The sequence below is a fragment of the Enterococcus sp. DIV0086 genome (assembly GCF_050498705.1).
GTDB classification, from domain to species: Bacteria; Bacillota; Bacilli; order Lactobacillales; family Enterococcaceae; genus Enterococcus; species Enterococcus faecalis.
This window is the reverse complement of the sequence record NZ_JBNIDN010000001.1, coordinates 2,514,667-2,532,338: the sequence shown is the minus strand read 5'-3', so window position 1 is coordinate 2,532,338 and position 17,672 is coordinate 2,514,667. Positions and strand designations below refer to the sequence as shown.

General features: G+C 36.7%; 18 protein-coding genes. 1 reads left to right on the top strand and 17 read right to left on the bottom strand.

All coding sequences use genetic code 11. The features are described 5' to 3' along the window. Window positions 1–3 precede the first annotated feature (3 nt). From IGI63_RS12285 to IGI63_RS12230, 12 genes are all read right to left on the bottom strand, one after another. Window positions 4–453, bottom strand: a complete 450-nt coding sequence (locus IGI63_RS12285) for a hypothetical protein (RefSeq protein ID WP_002381257.1) — start codon at window positions 451–453, stop codon at window positions 4–6. Between the two features lie 201 nt (window positions 454–654). Beyond that, window positions 655–1,749, bottom strand: a complete 1,095-nt coding sequence (locus IGI63_RS12280) for a DUF916 and DUF3324 domain-containing protein (protein WP_002355610.1) — start codon at window positions 1,747–1,749, stop codon at window positions 655–657. A gap of 74 nt (window positions 1,750–1,823) precedes the next feature. Beyond that, entirely contained in the window at window positions 1,824–2,564 is a 741-nt protein-coding gene (locus IGI63_RS12275) for a WxL domain-containing protein (protein WP_002355609.1), read from the bottom strand. Window positions 2,565–2,586: 22 nt separating this feature from the next. Further along, window positions 2,587–4,686 (bottom strand): lectin-like domain-containing protein, encoded by a 2,100-nt coding sequence (locus IGI63_RS12270; RefSeq protein WP_429975865.1) that lies wholly within the window; start codon window positions 4,684–4,686, stop codon window positions 2,587–2,589. A 19-nt stretch (window positions 4,687–4,705) separates the two neighbouring features. Further along, window positions 4,706–5,485 carry a WxL domain-containing protein gene (locus IGI63_RS12265; RefSeq protein ID WP_429975864.1) on the bottom strand — a complete coding sequence of 260 codons (780 nt, stop codon included), beginning with the start codon at window positions 5,483–5,485 and terminating at the stop codon, window positions 4,706–4,708. 16 nt (window positions 5,486–5,501) lie between these two features. Continuing rightward, on the bottom strand, window positions 5,502–6,233 hold the full coding sequence (locus IGI63_RS12260; protein WP_002361269.1) for a WxL domain-containing protein: 732 nt from the start codon (window positions 6,231–6,233) through the stop codon (window positions 5,502–5,504). Beyond that, window positions 6,233–6,616, bottom strand: coding sequence for an LPXTG cell wall anchor domain-containing protein (locus IGI63_RS12255; protein WP_002355604.1), 384 nt, complete (start codon window positions 6,614–6,616; stop codon window positions 6,233–6,235). Before IGI63_RS12255 ends, IGI63_RS12260 begins: the two co-directional genes overlap by 1 nt. Window positions 6,617–6,794: 178 nt before the next feature. Then, the gene (locus tag IGI63_RS12250) at window positions 6,795–7,745 is read right to left on the bottom strand and encodes a rhodanese-related sulfurtransferase (RefSeq protein ID WP_002358723.1); all 951 of its coding nucleotides are present in this window, start codon (window positions 7,743–7,745) and stop codon (window positions 6,795–6,797) included. A 293-nt stretch (window positions 7,746–8,038) separates the two neighbouring features. After that, on the bottom strand, window positions 8,039–8,749 hold the full coding sequence (locus IGI63_RS12245) for a DUF1003 domain-containing protein (protein ID WP_429975863.1): 711 nt from the start codon (window positions 8,747–8,749) through the stop codon (window positions 8,039–8,041). A gap of 98 nt (window positions 8,750–8,847) precedes the next feature. Further along, window positions 8,848–10,014 (bottom strand): serine hydrolase domain-containing protein, encoded by a 1,167-nt coding sequence (locus IGI63_RS12240; protein ID WP_429975862.1) that lies wholly within the window; start codon window positions 10,012–10,014, stop codon window positions 8,848–8,850. A 152-nt stretch (window positions 10,015–10,166) separates the two neighbouring features. Next, window positions 10,167–10,547 carry a VOC family protein gene (locus IGI63_RS12235; protein WP_429975861.1) on the bottom strand — a complete coding sequence of 127 codons (381 nt, stop codon included), beginning with the start codon at window positions 10,545–10,547 and terminating at the stop codon, window positions 10,167–10,169. 133 nt (window positions 10,548–10,680) lie between these two features. After that, window positions 10,681–12,072, bottom strand: a complete 1,392-nt coding sequence (locus tag IGI63_RS12230; protein WP_002355598.1) for an L-cystine transporter — start codon at window positions 12,070–12,072, stop codon at window positions 10,681–10,683. A 297-nt stretch (window positions 12,073–12,369) separates the two neighbouring features. Between IGI63_RS12230 and IGI63_RS12225 the strand changes: the two genes are divergently transcribed. Continuing rightward, on the top strand, window positions 12,370–12,705 hold the full coding sequence (locus IGI63_RS12225; RefSeq protein WP_429975860.1) for a hypothetical protein: 336 nt from the start codon (window positions 12,370–12,372) through the stop codon (window positions 12,703–12,705). Window positions 12,706–12,751: 46 nt separating this feature from the next. Here IGI63_RS12225 and IGI63_RS12220 read toward each other — a convergent pair whose 3' ends face one another. The 5 genes from IGI63_RS12220 to IGI63_RS12200 form a co-directional block, all read right to left on the bottom strand. After that, window positions 12,752–13,138, bottom strand: coding sequence for a DUF1149 family protein (locus tag IGI63_RS12220; protein ID WP_002358717.1), 387 nt, complete (start codon window positions 13,136–13,138; stop codon window positions 12,752–12,754). 112 nt (window positions 13,139–13,250) lie between these two features. After that, window positions 13,251–13,682 (bottom strand): hypothetical protein, encoded by a 432-nt coding sequence (locus IGI63_RS12215; RefSeq protein WP_002398115.1) that lies wholly within the window; start codon window positions 13,680–13,682, stop codon window positions 13,251–13,253. A 349-nt stretch (window positions 13,683–14,031) separates the two neighbouring features. Then, complete coding sequence (locus IGI63_RS12210) at window positions 14,032–14,676, bottom strand: deoxynucleoside kinase (RefSeq protein ID WP_002355594.1); 645 nt, start codon at window positions 14,674–14,676, stop codon at window positions 14,032–14,034. Between the two features lie 8 nt (window positions 14,677–14,684). Next, window positions 14,685–15,383 (bottom strand): nicotinamide riboside transporter PnuC, encoded by a 699-nt coding sequence (pnuC, locus tag IGI63_RS12205; RefSeq protein ID WP_002364798.1) that lies wholly within the window; start codon window positions 15,381–15,383, stop codon window positions 14,685–14,687. Between the two features lie 556 nt (window positions 15,384–15,939). Further along, window positions 15,940–17,526 (bottom strand): amidase family protein, encoded by a 1,587-nt coding sequence (locus tag IGI63_RS12200; RefSeq protein ID WP_429975859.1) that lies wholly within the window; start codon window positions 17,524–17,526, stop codon window positions 15,940–15,942. Window positions 17,527–17,672: the final 146 nt, after the last annotated feature.

Below are 17,672 nucleotides of genomic sequence, written 5' to 3'. Positions count from 1 at the left end.
TTATCAGTTCTTTCTCCCATAAATAGCCGTTCCTACTAATTCCCGTATGAAATTCAAGTAAAAAGTGTTTTGCCCCTCCGTTCCAGCACCGCCTGTGCTATTTGGTACAATGGTGATATGGCTAGCATCAAATAATTCATCCGTGAAAAATACTTGATGCTGACTTTTCTTGGAAGAAGGCCTTTCTTCATTTGTTTTTGGATTATTGGTTGTCACTTCTTTTTTACTAACGTCTTCGCTACTTTCTTCCGCTTGCGTTTCGCTAGTAATAGTACTTTCATTTGTTTCTTCCATTTTTTCTGGTGTGCCAGTATTCTCAATCGGATAAATTTCTTCTGTTGGATTGGTCGGATTATAAATTGGATTCCGTTCTTCTGCTGCTTGCACATTGGTTACTTGAAAAAACGAGAGTAACAATGTACTCCATAATAGTAAATGTTTGTATTTATCCATTTTTCTCACATATATTGCCAAATACTTTAGCTACATAACAAAACAAAAAATATAACTAGTAAAGTGGTATCAGACGATATTTAACAATACTCCTTCTTATTATTTCTTTTTTTGAGTTAGGTTTGTTGAATAAACTGCATGTTTGATAAGTAAAAACAAACAAAAACGTTGCCGATGATCAAATCAAAAATTAACTACTCTTTATATTTCTCTTTCGTTTTTTTCCTGTTTCTTTTTTCGCCAAATCAACCAGGCAATGATTAAAATCACTATCAATAATAGTAATAAGCCAATCATCAAATATAAATTCGAATGATTTTCTTTTAAGGTGACATCTTTTTCATTTAATTCTTTGGCAACTTCACCATTAATTGTAAAGTCTTTTTCAAATTGCCATTGATTTCTAAAAGATATCGATTCATTGTTTATTGATTTTTTAAATGAGCCTGCAGCATCTTTATTCCCAACAACGTTCATAGACAAATGGTAATCTCCTGGCTTAAGCGGTTGCCCTTTTAGCGCAATGGGAACAGAAAAATTGGTATTTGGTGCAATTTGCATGTTTGCTTTTTCCTCTTTATATAAAACTTCTTCATGTCCCTTTTTGGTAATCTCTGCCGAAAAGGCAACTTGGTTAATATATGTTTTTTGATCATTTTGTAGATTGACTAAAATCACATTTCTAGCATTAATCTGTCCTGGTGAGACTTTTTTCAAAAGTAAATTCGGCTCAACCTTTTTTTTATTTTGTTGCATCAATAATGCAACGACATACGAATATTCATTTTTAATGGATAACCCCTGACTCTTATCGTCTTGGCGTTTGCCTTCATCCGACGTTTCTTCTTTAAAAGTGATACCACTAGCTAACACTCCATCAAAGGGTGTATTAGGCATTTTGACGTTAATAGAAACCGTTTGTTCACTTTTTGGTTTTAAACGAACTGAGCTAGGGTATTGAACGTAGTCTTTTATATCAAACGCTAAACTTTGATCTTTTTTCCCCTTATTTTCACCATACTCCACGATTACATTTGAATTGGTAATGGCACTATTGATGGAAATACCTACCTTTACTTCTTTATCTGTATCATTGCGCAAGTTCACTTTCAACTCAGTTTCTTCATTTGGTGCTAGTAATAAATCAAAGTAAGTTTTTTCTTTATCTACTTGTTTTTCTGATGGAATAGGCGTAACCGCGAAATTAAATTCACTGGCAAAACCATTGCTAGGTACTAACGCTAAAAGAATTAATAGTATCGGAAAAAAAAGAAATCGTTGTTTTTTTCTGTTCAAATTATTTACTCCTTTTCTATATGTAGTGAATAGCAGGTAACCATGTTTCCTGCTATTCTTCTTTTAAAACTCGTTTAATTTCCTGGAGCGTCTGTCAACGTCCATGTTAATTTTGTGGCGTATTTTTCAGCGTATTTGGTTGTAGAACCTGGAACAGTTAACTCAATACTTTTAGCAGCTGTAGTTGCATCTGTTCCCCAATCAAATAAATAAGTTCCTGCACCGTTTCCTTTCGCTGCACTCATTACATCTGATTGACTACCATCTGAATTCAACGTGATTGTGGCTGGGCCTGTTGGTTTGCCTGAATCTGAAGCAGTCACTACATTTCCGTTTTTAAACGTGATAGCTGCCCCAGTCAATTCTTTACCAGAAGTTGATTTAAATTGTCCTTCTTGTTTCACTTTTAATGACCAGCCAGCTTCGGTTCCACGGTTATCTGTTACTTGGACATAGTTAGGCCCTTCTTTGACTTCATCGGTTGCGCCTACCGTCTTGTATTTTTGGGTAGCAGCAAAATAAGTCTGATCCTTCGACGTGATTTTTTGAACACCGAAGTCTAGACTTGACGCATAATCAATTGACAACGGACCGTTTGTTCCTGGATTAGGACCTTCAGGATCTGTTGGGTCAATAGGATCAACTGGATTAGTTGGATCCGTTGGGTCTACCGGATTAGTTGGCTCTTCACTTGGTGTAAATTCTACGATACCATTAGATGTATAACTACCGCCATCTTCTGCAAAGGCTTGAGAAGTCATGCCTAAGCTCCCTAAAATAAATGTGGATAAACATACTGTTGTTACTTTTTTCATTTTCTTTTCTCCATTCTTTTCTTTAATTTCCTGGTACGTCTTCTAACGCCCAAGATAAACGAGCTTTAAATGTTCCAACTCTTTGATAAGCTACAGGAACATTGATTTGAATTCCTTGTTGTTTTGATTCATCAAGTAATACTGTTAAATCTGTTTCACCTTTCTGATTACTTTCTAAAAGCGTAATTGCCTCATTTGTAATCTGAGAGCTTCCAGCAGTTGAAACGAAAGAAAAAACATCTGGCATTACAATTGAATCATTTGTTAACGGTTGCGTTTGCTTTAGTTGCAAGCGCCAATTATTTGCGTTACGTTCATCCACAACTTTGAGTCCTTCGGTGGGATGCCCAAGTTTAATTAGTGGTTGATTACGTATCTTTTCCGTACCAAAAGTAATCTGTTTTGGTGCCTCTTTAAAATATAGTTCCCCTAAACGATAGTAAAAATAAATATCTTTTGTTTCCTCTGTCATTGTTCCTTCCGCATTGCCCGAGTCTTTTGTAAAAACATAGCCAGAAATATCTAGGGGTTTTTCTTGATAGGGTGTACCAATTTTCCCTGTTACACTTTTAGGTGGAGCAATATCTTTACCTTCCGCGTCTTTATAAAAAACGGTTACTGTTTTTTCTGTTGGTTTAGGAATAGTAATCGTTACATTATTTGACTTTTGCAGTAAGGTTCCTTCTTCATAATAGTCAAAGTTCATAGTTAAAACTTTTTCGGGCGTATTATCTTGAAGGTTTGTTTTTAATTCAATAATCATGTCCTTCTTTAAAACTAGGTAGTCATTTAAAGCAATTGTTAAGTGATTCCCTGTTTGTGTCAGATCTTTGGCTGCTACCTTTTTACCATCAATCGTTAATGAATTTTCTTCATATGCTAATTCATCAGGTAAGTCAATGCTTACTTGCGGTTGACGATCTTCGATAAAGTCATTGTCAATATTCAACGTATTCCGTAGTCTCACCTGATCATTTTTCACTGCTTCAACAGCTGAGCTAAACTCCTGACCATTCACGCTAAGGGCTGCTTGTGACGTAACGTTGGTAGGAATTTGTGTCATTGCTAAAGCATTCTCTTGGTATTTGCCACCTGTGGATGATGTAAAGCCCCAATAAACCGTTGTTGCGCCAAATTGTGCATTTAAATCTGAAACTACATACGTATTCGTGCCCACACCTTCTAAATCATATGTTAATGCTTTGGTTGCGGCATTCCAATGAACAGTCAACATGCGCCAGGTTCCATTAGATAGATAGGTTGGCGCAACGGTGACGCCTGAATGCTCCCCTGTATAGCTGTTGTTATTAGCTTTCGGAGTGACAAAAGCTAAATGTCCATTTCCCTTATCTTGTGAAATTTCTCGGTCCATTCGGTTGGAACTACCAGTATTTTTATAGGTATCAAACTCAATCGATAAGGCATTTCTAACATAAGGTTGACCAGCTTTCGTGGAGTATGCACCGATTCCCATCCCAGGTGAACCAATGACTTCTTGAGGTGTTGTGGACATTCTAGGATCATTCGTTAAGGTAAAGGTCATACCATCACCAGCATTTGCATACTCGTTTCCTAAATACAAATAACTTTTAAAGGTAAAATCCGACAATAAACTGATTGGTTTTTTTGACCAAATAGCTCCTTTTTGTGATTTAACAGCTGGGTTTAGTTGTAATAACTTCCCACCTTCTAAAATACTTGTTGCATTTCCAATTGGCTCTTGAAATACCTTGTCGATTGGAATGATATTAGGATCATCAGGCAATGAAGTAGCGTATGGCGCAGCCAACATGCGCGGCTGTGGTTCAACTATCGCCGATTCCGTTGCACTGTTATCGTCATCCTTTTGTTGTTCGCTAGGTTCTAAAGTAGCCGTTGATTGGTCTGTTTCTGCTGGATGATTATCGGTTGTTGTTGTCGTTTCTAGGGAAGGTTCTTGCTCTAATTTTTCCGAGTGAGAAGGAGCGCTAGTTGCCTGATCATTGGCCGATTCCTCCACTATTTCCCGATTGATTTCGTTGATATTTGTCGAAGGGTTACTAATCGCTTCGCTAGTAATAGGCGCAAGGAGTAGTAAGAATAAACTACTTGCCAAAAAGACTAGGCTTTGTTTGTTTCGCATCTCTCTTCACCTCTACTTTTTAAATTCCTGGTACATCCGTCAACGTCCACAATAATTTTGTTTGATATTTCACGGCATCTTTAGGGGTTGACCCTGGTACTGATAGCGCAACATCTTTTGTAACATTAACATTGTGTACCGTATTGGTTTCATCGCGTTCTGCAACCACTTCTACTTTGCCCCAATAAGTAGCCCAAGTTCCCGCACCAGTTCCTTGCTTCGCAGCTGCCACTAGCGATGCGGTCCCTGGAACAAGGGCAACCTTATTTGTTGCCTCTGGTTTCACAACATTTTGCGCATTACTATTAACGGTCGGGTTAGCTAAAGAAATTTGCGCACCTATCAACTGACTATTTAAAGTAGCCTTTGTTGCTTTAAATTGCTCCTTTTGCGTAACCGTTAAAGACCAACCACTATTGGTTCCTCTATTATCAGAAATTTGCACAAAATTTGGTGTTTCTTTTTGATTTTCTTGATATTGCTGTGCTCTTGCAAAATATACTTGGTCTTTATTCGAAATACGATTTTTTCCAAAGTCAAAACTTGAAGCATAATCAATAGACAGCGGTCCTTGGGTACCAGGATTGGGACCTTCTGGGTCTGTCGGATCAATTGGTTTGACTGGCTTTTCTGGATCGGGATTTTCTGGATCAACCGGCTCTGTCGGATCTACGTTCGGAATAAATTCTACTAAACCATTCGAACGATACTCTTTTGGCTCTTCTGCCTTCGCTTGTAAGGACCAACCAGCAACTGCAAATGTACTGCATAGAACGATTCCTGTGAATTGTTTTTTCATTGCTTTTCTCCTTTATTTAATTATTAGCGGGCGTATCTTCTAATGCCCAAACTAACTTCGTTGAATATTGTTGTGCAAGCTTTACAGATTTTCCGGGAACGAATAGTTGGACAGCTTCTTTATTTGTTGCTTCATTTGAACCAAAGCGATAAACCCAAGTCCCAACACCTGTTTCTTTTTTAGCGTTCATCGCTAGATTATTATTTACACCAGGTGTTAAGGAAATAGTACTACTGACTTCAGTAGGTTTATATTTTTCATCCACCATTGAGGCAGCTTCTGCCTTTGTAAACGTTAATTGAGCGCCGACTAGTTCCTCTCCAGTAGCAGTTTTAAATTGTTCAGGTTGGGAAAGCGTTAGTTTCCATCCTGCTAACGTTCCTCTTTTATCAGTTACTTGTACATAGGTTGGTTTTTTTGAACCATCTTTCATTTCATCTGGCGCAGCATAATACGTTTGATCTGCCGTAGAAATCTTTTGTGTGCCAAATTTAAATTTTGACCCATAATCAATTGATAAGGCACCACCCGTTCCTGGCCCTGGAGGATCAATTGGGTCTACTGGATCAGTAGGATCGGGATTTTCTGGATCAACTGGCGGTGTGATTTCGTTATCGCCTGCTTCAAAAGTAATTGTGCCTTCCGTATTGTATTCTTTCGGAAAAGTTTCTGCTGCTGATGCGTTTATTGCTTGAAACCCTACGCCTAAAAGTATGGTTGCCGATGTAAGTAAAACAGTTTTTTTCATTAAATAAGCTCCTTCTCTCGTTTCATTTTATTAATTAAATAAATGACTACCCCCAACAAACTAACTCCTATCAAGGAATACAGCGGATTTTCAGACTCGCCTGTTTTAGGTAAAACTGCTTGTCCAGAAGCAGCTAAATTGTTTCTTCCCTGTTCTTCTGATTGTTGGGTATACGCTACGTCATTTGACTCTTTTTCATTCTCATAAACGTAGGTACCATAGAAGCTCGCTTGACCATTTGATTCATAATTATTTTCTTCAGCCATAACGCTTTTTGTTTGCAACCCAATGATCAATAGCCCTAAACATACCAAACTAAACCTTTTTATGATTTTCATCTGAATTCCTCCTTCCCCATTTTCAACATTGACTGGCCCAGCCAATAAACATTATATAAAAGAAATATTTATTAGATTTTTTTATTTTTTTCAGACGCTTTTAAAAAATAAAATGGTTTTAGCTAAGAAAGCTTTAAAATCAACACTTTTAAAGACAAAAAAAATAAACAAAAAAACTTCGAAAAATAATTTTCGAAGTTTTTTTGTTTATTTTTTATTATTTTTATACTTCAACCGCTTCTAACAAAGCTAAACGTTCAGCAACTTCTGCTTCTGTTAAATTATATTTTTTTACATAACGGTTGGCAGGATGCTGGCTACATTCTAATGAGCAGCCACCTAAATGTTTATGTTCATTTTCTTCTGAAGTTAAGATTTGACGATTACATTCTGGGTTTGCACAGTTAATATAGCGTTCGCAAGGTGTTCCATCAAACCAGTCTTTCCCAATAACTTTTTTATCAACGTGATTAATTTCGACACTGATTCGGTCATCAAAGACATACATTTTGCCGTCCCAAAGTTCGCCACGTGTTTCTGGGTTTTTTCCATAGTTGGCAATACCACCATGCAATTGAGCAACATCTTCAAATCCTTCTTTTAATAACCAGCCAGAAAATTTTTCACAGCGAATCCCGCCAGTACAATAGGTAACAATTTTTTTATCCATAAATTGTTCTTTGTTCTCGCGAATCCATTGTGGTAACTCACGGAAGCTACGGATATCTGGGCGCACGGCACCACGGAAATGACCTAAATCATATTCATAATCGTTACGAGCATCGATTACAACAGTGTCTTCGTCTAGTAAGGCTTCTTTAAATTCTGCAGGTTCCAAATATTTCCCCGTCGTTTCTAATGGATCAACGTCTTCTTCTAAGTTCAACGCCACTAATTCAGAACGTGGGCGAACAAACATTTTGCGGAACGCCATTTCTTCTGCTGGATCAATTTTAAAGAATGTATCCTTAAAGCGCTCATCTGCTTGCATTGCTTCCATGTACTTTTCTGTTTCTTCGACAGTACCAGATAACGTTCCGTTAATCCCTTCTGTCGCTACTAAAATACGGCCTTTTAAATTTAATGATTTGCAAAAAGCTAGATGCTCTTTCGCAAAAGCTTCTGGATCTTCAATTGTTGTATATTTGTAATAAAGTAATACTTGGTATTTCATCTTGTTTTCCCCTTTTGTATAAAGTCATTCTATCCCATTATACGGTGAATAAAAAAGGGAAAGCGATTATTTTGCTTGTGTATTTACACACAATAAAAAAAGCCTGATAAACGGCGGGAACAGAACCAACACTACGCGTTGCTCCGATCTCAACAACTTCTAAGAGCTAAGGCTCTAAGAGTTGAAGGTCCTTCGGAAATAAGCCGAAATTCTCCAAAAATTAAAGAGCAATTTTCGGAAATTTCTTCTTATTTCTCGGAGCTAAACGGTTCTGTCCCGACCGCTTCTATATACTACTCCTTTTCAGAAGTTGCGGCGAGTTGTTCTTGCAATTCACCTAAAAGTTCAATTTGAATATTTTGGATTTTTACCAAATTTTCTAGTTGATTATTGATAATATAATCCATTTTCTCATGTAATAAATTAATTTCTACTTCTGCTTTTAAGTTAATTTTATAATCATTATTCGCTTGTTCTCTGTCACGGGCTTCTTGTCTGTTTTGACTCATCATAATAATCGGTGCTTGGATAGCTGCTAAACAAGATAAGGCGAGATTTAGCAAAATATAAGGATATTTGTCAAATGGTTGTCCCAATAAAGTGGTAGAGTTAATCACGATCCAAGCAATCAACACGAAGAAAAAGAAGCCAATAAACACCCAGCTACCGCCAAATTTAGCAATGGTATCCGCTGCTCGTTGGCCAAAGGTTAATTTCTTTTCCATCTTTTCATTCATATTATTGGAAATCAGCTTATCTTCTTTGATATGTTGAACCACCAATTCATTCAGTTGTTGGATTTTTTCAGAATCATTTGCGACCAATTGTTTCATGTAATCCAAACGATAATTAAGTAACTCCGCCAATGTAATCATCGATTCAGCTGTCAATTGTGGATTGTTTTGGAGAATAAAAGCTTGCGTTTCCTGTTCTATATCTTGAAGATAAATGTTTTTTTCCGTTGATTCACCAATAACAACTTGTTTATTTTTTGATTGCTTCATCTTCGTCACTCCCTTTGATCGTTCTTCCCTTTATTTTAATATAAAGTCTCTCAGAAGAAACCTAAAAAGGCTTTGGAGTGATCGTTGTTGCTTCTGCTTTAAAATTTAACAGTTAAATTGGTTACATCATGGAACAACGAACCAATTAATTCTTTGTATTTCGCTGGATTCACACAATTAGTTAGCAATATGACCCCGGTTTTCATATCTTTTGAAAATAAAACCAGGGCTTGTTGACCCGCTTCAACGCCGTGTAAGCGTAAATAATTATCATGAACATAGATGCCGCCATGATAAGAACTTTGCTGAGAAGACGTCCATAATTTTTGCAAAAGTGCGGTGGAAACTAAATGTCCACTCATTAATTGATGTAAGTACCAATACAAATCACCTGTCGTCATATCCACATTCCCAGTCCCAAATTCATGGGCAAAACTAGCTGCAGGAATTGAGAGCACCTGGTTATATGAATTGTCTTCTGTCCATTTATAACTTGTTGAATTATTGGGTTGTTCCAATAAGGTTTCATAGAAGCCAAAATTCTTTAAACCAGCCGTTTTGTGATAAAGATTATTAAATAATTCTTGATAGGTACGTTGATACATTTTCTCTAACATTCCTGCTAAAAGGACAAAATTTACTGGGGAATAATTGTATTTTCCTTTATTGACTTGAATGGTATTTTGTTTAACAAATTGAATAATTTCTTCATCGGTAACGATATTATTAGGCATTGCTGATAACTTTAAACCGCTTGTCATATTCAACATATCGCTAATCGTAATGTCCTCAGCACCTTGTACTTGCGGATAAAACGTAGCGAGTTTTGTATCTAATGTAAGTTTACCTTCTTCAATCGCTTTTAAGATCAAGGTTGTGGTAAAAGATTTTTGAATTGAACCAATCTGAAACCTTGTGTTTGGCGTGTTGGCTTGTTGCTTTTCAAAATTGGCAAAGCCATATCCTTTATTTACTAAAACCTGATCATCTTTAATGATCAAAGCCGAACCAATATAATTTGTTTCTTGAATTTTTTGATCAAGTTCGCCACTATCTGGTGCAACTATTTCTTTCGTTAAATTCGCATAATTATCACTTCGACGATCTTCTTCCAAGACCACTTTAGATTCTTGACTAACTTGTGAATCTCTAGTGAAAAATAACGTTTTTATTAAATAACCACTACCACCAATCACCACCAACAAACATACTATAAAAAGCCAATTCACTCCTCCATGTCTTTTCTTTGCATGTCGTTTACGCATACCGCTTACCTCCGCCTATTCTATTAACAGCATTATCATACGCTATATTTTCATGAAAATTACAGATTTTAGTAAAATTTATAAAACTTTCAACTTTTATAAAAAACAGCTTGGCACCGGAATCTAGATTGATTCTGGTGCCAAGCTGTTTTTTATTTACTTTCTTGCCCCATCACAGCAAAGTAATTATCATCGTTATCTGCAAAATTAAAAACTAAGCCTGTTGGCAATTGAACCATTTCACCGACAGTAACCCCAGCCTCTTGCATTTTTTTATAGAGACCAATGATATCACCGCTAGCAAACATTAAAGAAGGGGTATTCCCCGCCACTTCTGGTGAATGTTTTTGAATAAAGGCCAAATCATATAAAACAATAATCGTTTCTGCTGATTCACTTGGTGCAATTTCTACCACCAATGTACCGTCAACTTCCTCTCTTTCCTTTTCAACAAAGCCAAACGTTTGCCAAAATTGACTAGATTCCTCAACATTATTCACATATAACATAATCTTTACTTGGTTTGAAAACATTCCTTCACGTCCTTTTGAATTTAGTTAACAACTTATTATATACGTTCTTTTAAATAATTACTGCACTTTCGCTTAAAATCAAAATAAAAGTGTTTGAGCAAGACATTGCTCAAACACTTTTCGTTTTATTGATTTAGATATTTGCATCTAAGACAACGTCGCGATCATTTAAGACATCACGATCTAATTCATGAATACGAGCACTTGTTAACACGCCTGCAACCATACTATCGTTAACGTTAACAGCTGTCCGCGCCATGTCAATAAGTGGTTCAACTGAAATTACTAAACCAACAATTGCAACTGGTAAGTTCATTGCGCCTAAAACGATTAGAGAAGCAAAGGTTGCTCCGCCGCCGACACCGGCTACGCCAAATGAACTGATTGTGACAACTGCTACTAACATTAAAATAAATTGTAAACTAAAGACATCAATTCCAACAGTTGGTGCAACGATGGTTGCTAACATAGCTGGATAAACGCCGGCACAACCATTTTGTCCAATAGATAAACCGAAACTACCAGCAAAGTTTGCTGTGGCATCATCGACACCTAATGCTTTGGTTTGTGTTTCAATATTTAATGGTAAAGCTCCTGCACTTGAACGAGAAGTAAAAGCAAAGCTCAAGACTGGAAAAACTTTTTTTAGATACGTAACTGGGTTGACTTTTAAAGTAATTAAAATCAACATGTGAATGGCAAAAACAATAATTAAAGCCACATACGATGCCAACACAAATTTACCTAAGTTAATAATCGCAACAAAATCACTTGTTGCTACGACATTAATCATTAACGCTAACACGCCATAAGGGGTCAAGCGTAAAACTAAGGTAACAATTCGCATGGTAATTTTATATAAACTATCAATTAAATTTGCAAAAAATTCAGCTTCTTTTGGCGCTTTACGACGAACGCCTAAATAAGCGACACCAACAAACGCAGCAAAGATAACCACCCCAATGGTACTCATTGGTCGTGTGCCCGCAAAGTCAGCAAAGACATTTTTAGGAATAAATGAAACGATTTGTTGTGGAATCGTCAAATCTTGAATCGCATCTTGACGCGTCGCTAACTCGGCAATTCTTGACGTTTCTGCAGCACCTTGCGTGAATTTTGCCCCTTGAAGGCCAAACGCTAAGGTTGTTCCAATCCCCACCAAGGCAGCTACTGCTGTTGTTCCTAGTAAGGTGGCTAACACATTAAAGCTAATTTTTCCTAATTTATTGGATTCTTTCATTTTTGTAAATGCACCTACGATAGATACAAATACTAACGGAATTACGAGCATTTGTAGAAACGCTACATAACCATTACCTACAATCCCGATCCATTCCATTGATTGCGTAGTAATTTTACTGTCTGTACCAAAAGCAAATTGAATAATTGCACCTAAAACAATCCCCACGCCCAATGCTGAAAAGACACGTGTTGAGAATTTTAAATGTTTCTTTTGCATTTGGTAGAAACCGAATAACACAGCAATAAATGCAAGGATCACTAATACAGTGATGAATGTTGTCATTTTAGTTCCTCCCTATGTTTTTAATGACAAGTACATCAAAGGAAGTAAAGGTTCCCGGTACTCACTCTCCAGTAAATACCCTGAAAACAGCAGACTGTTTCCAGTGATAGTTCTATTGTACCTTATTTTATAGCAAATAGTGGGATAATTTGCTTACTTTTTGATAGAAAATAACCGTTGCGATAGTTTAAAACTATCACCAAGCGTTGTTTTACTAGTCACTGTAAAAATAATTTGTTTTTTGTCCTCTTTCTTTTAAGCTGACGTGGTATACTTAGTTCTAGGAGGTGTAAGCGTATGCAAAAAATTTGTTGGATCCTTTCTGTCAACCGTGATGGAGCAATGTTGTATGTTGGGAGCCTTGCAAATGGAGGTCCTTGGCTCTTTTCAAATAAAGAGCAGCAAAACATCAAAGCCTTTTTTCAACCAACCTATGAAATTGACTTTATCAGTTATGATGTTCTTTCAGAGGAAGTACCAGAAGCTACGTTCATTTTGTACAATGAAATGCTCGCTCCCTATCTTCCCGAAAAAATCACCAAAGTTGGTCAGCCGATTGCTTATGTGGATATCGCTACAAAAAATTATGAACAGTTTAAAAAAGCTTTGGTTGCTAAATCTTCACAAGAATAAAAACAGCGTTTGTAACGGAATCCGTTATAAACGCTGTTTTTAAAGTTTAAGCTTCTTCTGATTGTTGAAAATTCAATTGAACACCTGGACGATCCAGAGCAATTTCAGTTACTTCATAAGATAAACGTTCGACGATGCTAAATAAAGGACGCACAAGTTCATCGACTTCTTCTTGCGAAATATCTTCTTGTTTTTCAATTTTACGATCAATAATGTGATTAATTTGACTAATCGCCCCTGATAAAACAAATTCGTCAAAGACAATTCGAAATTCTAAGCGAGCAACAAGTGCTGAGCTATTTTCTGGATAATTTTCTTCTTCTACTTCAATTGGTGAAAAACTGACACGTAAATCTGTCTCTACTTCTGAATCAGGTACTCGCATATCATAGTGATACGCTTCAACAATTTCTTGTTGGCGTTTAATTTCCATTATTTTTTCTCTCCTTTTTTAACAAGATATTCCCCTTTTAGAATATCCAATGGTTTCTTTTCTCAAGTATACCACAAGTCCGAAAGTTGCCTAGACCAAAAAACACAGAAGGTCAGACTTTTTTGATAAATTGATTTTGGCAGTTTGAACAAGTGACTTTGATTGTTCCTCGTCCTTTCGGCGCACGTAATGACTGCTGACATTTTGGACATTTAAAATAACGATACTCTTTCTGAGTCAGGTGTCGCTTGCGAAAAGCATGAACCTTTTGCATTAGGCGTTGTTTTCGAAGAATAAACCGTTGATTTTCATTCAATCGCGGGTGAATATGTTTTGAAAAAAAGCGATAATACACGTAGGCGACTGTGATTAAAATCAATAACCGAACCCAAAGATAGCCAGTAAAAATATTGATAAGCGCCAGCACAACACTTGTTAGCAACAGCGTTCGATTCAATTCATCGAACCGGGCATAACGTCCTTGTAAAAATCGTTGCGCTTTTTTGCGCCAACGTAGAATGCGTTCAAACCAAATTTGGCCCATTTATCTTCCTTCTTTCGAGCATTATTTTTTGAATAAATGATTGATTTACAGAAACTTTCAATCAAAATTTACACTTACTAAGTCCAAATTTTGAACAACTGTTGGTTATTTTCGATGGTATACTTCTAGAGAAGTCAGGTCAACCGATGAATGACTTCGTTGATAATAGCTACCGCTATTTTATACAAACTTAAACTGTCGATAGATAGATTATCCGATTTTAACTTAGGGGAAGGTTAAAATCCGATTCTATAATTTAGCACTACACTCCTTTATTTAGTAGCAACTTTAGCCTATCTATCCACATTTTAAGTCAAAAAGAAGCAAGTCCGGACTTGCTTCTTTTTATTTATCTTTCTAATTCTTCAATTTTCTTCTCAATTAACGCCAAGACATATTGACACGCTTCAGGATCTTCGACAAAATCATATTTATCGCCATCAATTTGAATTTTAGGACTTTCATCATAGTCTTCGTACCATTGATCATAACGCTCGTTCAACATTTGATAGTAATCATACAACGTTGGATCTGTCTCAATTTGTTCATAAGGACGGCCACGTTTTTTGATGCGTTCCAACATTTTGGGAAATGAAATACGAATGTGAACTAACAAATCAGGTCTTTTTTTATGCGCAGCATACGGCAATTCTTGGAGCATGTTTTGTAATAAGTCATCGTACACTTTGACCTCTGTTTCGTTGGCACGACCTAAATCTGCATTTAAATGAAAAAGTAATGAATCTTCATAAATCGAGCGATCCAATACATTATTTTCATGCGTTAATGCTTGTTTAATACTATCAAAACGTTTATTTAAAAAATAAATTTGTAATAAAAATGCGTACTTTTCCGGTTCCGCATAAAATAAAGGTAATACCTCATTATCATCAACTGATTCGTAAAAGGCTTCTGAACCTAAACGGTTTGCAATTAAAGCTGTTAAACTAGATTTACCAGCGCCAATCGTACCTGCTAAAACAATCACTGCCATCGAACTCCCTACCTATTTTTTTCCATTTTATTTTTTATCTTCAACCAATTAAACATACCAAAAATTGAGTTAAAAGTATACATACAATACATAACAAATATCGCATAATCACCACCAGCGTGCGTCCCTGCTCGGAACCATAACAAAATTGAAAAAATATTTCCTAGTAGCCAAAACACGAATTGCGATTGATAACGTTTAATCATCAATAACATCCCTGTCGCTGAAACACTGAACGTGATTGCATCTAATGTTTGTTGCGCATCATTTACAAAACCTAACAAAATATATGCAGCTACGCCAATGAGCAGCCACGTGAAAAAAGCATACAACCACTGAATACCTTTTAAAACTTTTACTTCGGTTACTTGACCCGAGCCATCCTCGCTAGCCCGAAGCCAAGCATAAAGCCCTGTAATGTCCATAATAATATAGAAGCTTTGTAAAAGAACTTCCGCATATACCCGTGTCACTAACCCAAAATAGCCAATAATCACTGCACTGATTAACCCAAAAATGTAATTGCTGACTTTTCCTTGGGCAATTAAATTCACACAAATGATGCCGGCTAAACCACCTACTAACGTAATCCAATTCGATGGATTGATAGCGAACGCAACCAACTGTACCCCCACCATCAAAGCTAAAAACAAGTAACTTCTCGTTTCCCAACCTTTAAAATCATTCACCAAAAAATTCTTATTCACGACAAATTTCCGACCTTCCTAAAACCAAACTTTTCTCTGTTGACGTCTCAATAAGAGTACTCCGTTTTAAAAAACAAGTCAATCAGATTTCGGAATAAAAAGAATATTTTAATACTATATATTGATTCGAAAAATATCAAAACACTACATATAGTTATTACGCAAGCTTTCTGATATCCTTTATTGCCACAATATTTTCTTCATCTTGTTTTAATCTTCTATGTATTCATGGATTTGTTTCCATCTAATAATTCCTGCAGCAGAACCCTTTACGACGGTAGCGCTCCAAATTAATGTTGTGAAAGCGGAAGCAACCGCACATATTTATACTTCAAACACAGCCATCGTTCACTCTTTTTATTGAAATGCTTAAAAATTGACGGCCTTATTTCTCGAATCTGGCCACTTATTAACTTATTACATGAAAACATTCGCCTAAAAAAGCAAAAAAAAAACGACTAACCTAAATAATCGACCTACAAACAATTCCTTTCATTTGTAGGTCGATTATCTTTATTAGGTTTGATACGGATGTTTCGCCATTCCTAGTTTCCCTTTACTGCTCATCTCTATTTATTTTTTTACTGTTTGCCAACAGCTCGTTGTCTGAAAGTACTATCCGTCCTTTTGTACTTTGTTCAAAGCTGTAAGCTTGCTCAAATAACGTTTGCTCTTTATTGGCAGTTTGTGTAAAAGTCAGCCCATAAGGTTGTCCTTCACTGTTTTTCGCCAAAGGAACAGTCAATTCAGGATATCCTGCCACAGCACTTAAACCCGTACCTTCAGAATCAATAAAGGCATATCCGTCTAATTGTTGTTTTTTTAGCAACGCATCAAACGTTTGCTGTGCTTTTTTAATGGTTGTTTGAATGATTTCTTTATCTGGTTGTTTCTTTTTAACATCTGCTTCTAATAAATCTTGCCCATACTTGGCACGAACCTTTTTATCTTGTTGATTATACGCAATTAGTTCCTCCAGTGTTTTAAATGGTAAGTCATAACGTTTCGCAAATTTTTCCAATGCAAACTTAAATTCATTGGAAATAACTGCCCCGCCATCAATCCCTTCCATATCTGGTGTTACCGGAATCACTTCTGCTCCTGCTTTTTGGAGGGCCTTTTTAGCAGTCGCAAATTCTTCTTCAGCACTTGGCATTTCTAGCAACCCAATGCGTTGGCCTTGTAAGTTATTTTTAGTAAATTTCGTTGAATCAATGCTCGGAACCGTGTCTTTCTTAAACGCATTATAGCCTTGTGCAGCATCAACGACACTTCGGGCAATCGGGCCAACTGTATCTAATGACGGTGCCAATGGCAAAACACCTTCGCCACTTACTGAACTGTGGGTCGGTTTAAAACCAACCACTGATTGATGAGAAGCGGGGGAAACAATCGATCCCATCGTCTCAGTGCCTAAAGAGAAGGCGCCGATATTCATCGTCACACTAGCCGCACTCCCAGAACTTGAACCTGAAGGTGTTATTTTGAGTGGCCCATAAGGATTAAGTGTTTGTCCATGTTTGGAACTATAGCCACTTGGTGCTTTCATTGACATATAATTCGCTAGTTCAGATAAGTTTACTTTTCCTAAAATCAAAGCTTGCGCCTCTGTTAACTTCTTAACTACTTCCGCATCTTCCTTAGGCTTGAACGTGCGTAAGGCATACGCTCCTGCACTTGAAATCATGTTGGTCGTATTTATATTTTCTTTCAAAGTCACAGGAATACCATACAAAGGCTTCTTCGGTGTTTGAGAGACTTGTTGGTCAAATGCCTTTGCTTCCTTAATTGCTTGCGGATTGATTTCAGAGATGCTGTTCATGCCATTATCTATTTGATCGAACTGTAAAATACGGTCCAAATAAAACGCCGTAAGTTCTTCATAGGTCAATGCTCCGTCGGCAATCGCTTGCTGTAATTCAGTGATATTTTTTTCAATAATCAACGGTGCTTTGGTCCGAGCTTTTTGTACATCCGTTTCTTTTAATTGGTCTTCAATCGTTTTAACGATTCTCTCTTGATTGTACATTGCTGGGGTTTCTGCCTCAGGAGTGAACTTTTTGAGTATAAACCAATACGCTGCAGCGCCTATTATGACTAACAAAACAGCAATTATTCCGATTACTTTTAAAAATTTAGACATTTTTATCCTCCTATACCATTTAAAGATTATCTTACTATGTTTATTTTTGCATGACAACTAACAGTTTTGTTCGTTAAAAAGACAAAATAGAGAGTAGGACATCCGTCAAAACGACCGATGTCCTACTCTCTAACGATTAAGATAGT

What these genes read in the sequence shown, in the direction of transcription:
- IGI63_RS12215 (WP_002398115.1), bottom strand. Translation starts at nt 13,682, where the DNA reads ATGGGCCAAATTTGGTTTGAACGCATTCTACGTTGGCGCAAAAAAGCG.
- IGI63_RS12240 (WP_429975862.1), bottom strand. Translation starts at nt 10,014, where the DNA reads ATGCGTAAACGACATGCAAAGAAAAGACATGGAGGAGTGAATTGGCTT.
- IGI63_RS12235 (WP_429975861.1), bottom strand. Translation starts at nt 10,547, where the DNA reads ATGTTTTCAAACCAAGTAAAGATTATGTTATATGTGAATAATGTTGAG.
- IGI63_RS12210 (WP_002355594.1), bottom strand. Translation starts at nt 14,676, where the DNA reads ATGGCAGTGATTGTTTTAGCAGGTACGATTGGCGCTGGTAAATCTAGT.
- IGI63_RS12230 (WP_002355598.1), bottom strand. Translation starts at nt 12,072, where the DNA reads ATGACAACATTCATCACTGTATTAGTGATCCTTGCATTTATTGCTGTG.
- IGI63_RS12270 (WP_429975865.1), bottom strand. Translation starts at nt 4,686, where the DNA reads ATGCGAAACAAACAAAGCCTAGTCTTTTTGGCAAGTAGTTTATTCTTA.
- IGI63_RS12265 (WP_429975864.1), bottom strand. Translation starts at nt 5,485, where the DNA reads ATGAAAAAACAATTCACAGGAATCGTTCTATGCAGTACATTTGCAGTT.
- IGI63_RS12245 (WP_429975863.1), bottom strand. Translation starts at nt 8,749, where the DNA reads ATGAAGCAATCAAAAAATAAACAAGTTGTTATTGGTGAATCAACGGAA.
- IGI63_RS12275 (WP_002355609.1), bottom strand. Translation starts at nt 2,564, where the DNA reads ATGAAAAAAGTAACAACAGTATGTTTATCCACATTTATTTTAGGGAGC.
- IGI63_RS12250 (WP_002358723.1), bottom strand. Translation starts at nt 7,745, where the DNA reads ATGAAATACCAAGTATTACTTTATTACAAATATACAACAATTGAAGAT.
- IGI63_RS12260 (WP_002361269.1), bottom strand. Translation starts at nt 6,233, where the DNA reads ATGAAAAAAACTGTTTTACTTACATCGGCAACCATACTTTTAGGCGTA.
- IGI63_RS12220 (WP_002358717.1), bottom strand. Translation starts at nt 13,138, where the DNA reads ATGGAAATTAAACGCCAACAAGAAATTGTTGAAGCGTATCACTATGAT.
- IGI63_RS12200 (WP_429975859.1), bottom strand. Translation starts at nt 17,526, where the DNA reads ATGTCTAAATTTTTAAAAGTAATCGGAATAATTGCTGTTTTGTTAGTC.
- IGI63_RS12285 (WP_002381257.1), bottom strand. Translation starts at nt 453, where the DNA reads ATGGATAAATACAAACATTTACTATTATGGAGTACATTGTTACTCTCG.
- IGI63_RS12225 (WP_429975860.1), top strand. Translation starts at nt 12,370, where the DNA reads ATGCAAAAAATTTGTTGGATCCTTTCTGTCAACCGTGATGGAGCAATG.